Source organism: Vibrio sp. V03_P4A6T147, assembly GCF_002241085.1.
Classification (GTDB): Bacteria; Pseudomonadota; Gammaproteobacteria; order Enterobacterales; family Vibrionaceae; genus Vibrio; species Vibrio anguillarum.
On the sequence record NZ_NDIO01000182.1, the window covers coordinates 1 to 2,064 of the forward strand.

General features: G+C 42.7%; 2 protein-coding genes. Both read right to left on the minus strand.

The genetic code is table 11. The annotated features are described in order from the left end of the window. Window positions 1-234 precede the first annotated feature (234 nt). Entirely contained in the window at window positions 235-1,581 is a 1,347-nt protein-coding gene (locus B9J84_RS07380; protein ID WP_017046070.1) for a magnesium transporter, read from the minus strand. Next, the coding region (locus B9J84_RS07385; protein WP_404206533.1) for a mechanosensitive ion channel domain-containing protein at window positions 1,578-2,064 on the minus strand (487 nt) is incomplete at its 5' end. The genes B9J84_RS07385 and B9J84_RS07380, both read right to left, overlap by 4 nt.

A 2,064-nucleotide genomic window follows, 5' to 3' on the forward strand; every position in this document is an offset into this window, starting at 1 on the left:
TAAAAATTAAGATATAAAAAACACTTCTAATCATAATAGCAATCTCCAATTGTAAGAATGGAAATTATAATTTTATTGTGGATTTTATAACAGACCGAATGTTTAATTCCACTCTAACTTACTAGAATATTTTAATTTACTAGTAAGTTAGTTTATTCAATTGTCTGAAATGACATTCCTTTCCTGTTTAAAGTTGCCGTTTTTGATGTAAGCCGCTTCAAGCGGTTTGGAAAGCTACAACATCACTAAACTTGCTGTGCCCAAGAAGGCAAAGAAGCCGACAACATCCGTTACTGTGGTTAAGATGACAGAGCCCGCTAATGCTGGGTCAAGCTTAAACTTATCAAGCGTGATCGGGATGAGTACCCCAAACAGCGCGGCGGTAATGATATTTACAACAATGGCCAGTGAAATGGTGGCGCCAATCATCGCTGACTGGAACCAGAGCCCTGCCAAGGCACCAATGATCAACGCCCATAACAAACCGTTAATGGAACCAATACCAATTTCATTTTTGAGCAACGCAAAACGGTTACCCGGTGTAATTTGGTTCAATGCCATGGCACGTACCATCAAGGTTAAGGTTTGACTTCCCGCAATACCGCCCATCGAGGCAACAATTGGCATCAATACCGCTAACGCGACAACTTGCGAGATGACCGTTTCAAACATACCTATAGTGACCGAAGCGAGGATGGCGGTCAGCAGGTTGATCCCGAGCCAAAGGCCTCGTTTTTTGGAACTTTTAATGATGGGTGCAAATAAGTCATCTCCTTCATCCATACCCGTACCGGCCATTAAGCGCGATTCGTAAATCTCTCGTTGTGTACTCAGGGCAAATTGCCAGTCAATTTCACCCACTAAGATTTCATGGTTATCAATGATGGCGACAGTCGGCAATTGGGAATGTTCTAACGCTTCTACTGCTTCAGAAAGTGACTGGTGAGCATTCAGCGTAAAGAGATCATCTTGCTTGATGTTTTTCAGTAAAGTTTTGCTTTCAGCAAGCAAAATTTCTGTATAACTCACGATACCTTGGAATTTTTTTGCTTTGTTGATCAAATAGATATGTTGTGGAGAGTCATAATGATATTTCTCCAATAGTATCTTGGCTTTGTCGACACTGATGCTGAAAGGCAAGGTATACACTTTACGGTTTGCCCAGTGGCCAACTTCAGTATCTTCATAGGCATTGGCTTGATCATACAATTCAAGCTCGTCGCGACTAATTAAGCGCAGCGCTTCACTGATGATTTCATCAGGCAGGGAATCGGCCCATTCGAGCAGAGACAAGTTATCGAGCTTGGCGAGAGTCAGTTTTAGTTCTATTTCTGACAGTGCGTTGATGATAGAAAAACGTACTTCAGCACGCATCTCTGTCAGTACATCAATGTGTAGCTCTAAGGGTAGGCTACGCCACAGACGTACCCGCTGCTCGACAGGAAAAGCTTCTAAAATGATTGCGATCGAGCTTTCATCAAGCCCACTTTCCACGTACTCGCCGAGTAAGTCGATTTGTTGCTGCTCATCGGCTTTTGAAATCGTTTCAATATGCAGTGAAAGGTCTTGATATTCGTTCAACGTTTTACTCCGATAGGAAGTTGTTTCTTCTCGATTTTTTTCACGGCTTTTTCTGGAGTTTTGTTTAATACAATTACAGGGCGAACAATAAAGAGGTTGTTTGGATAGAGCACTGTATTGCCATCAACATTCTCTAATACGACATTGAGTAGATTCATGTCGACGATTTTACCTTCAACAAAATTTGCGCCATCCACCACTCGCACCCATAAACCGATGCGACAGTGGTTTTGTACAAATAAAACCAGAAATGAGGTGACGTTGCTCAGCAAAGACCAACCTGCAAACAAACCGACGCCAAGCAACGCAAAAAGTGATGAGCCAACAACCAGTAACCCACGCAGTTCCACGCCCCACATCATTAGCAGAGTCAACACTAACACCAAGAAGAGTAAGGTCTTCACCAGCCAACGTGCTCGTTTAAGCCGATGAATATCGACTTTGCCTATGACCATATTCTCAAACCATCGCACGGTGTAGTTG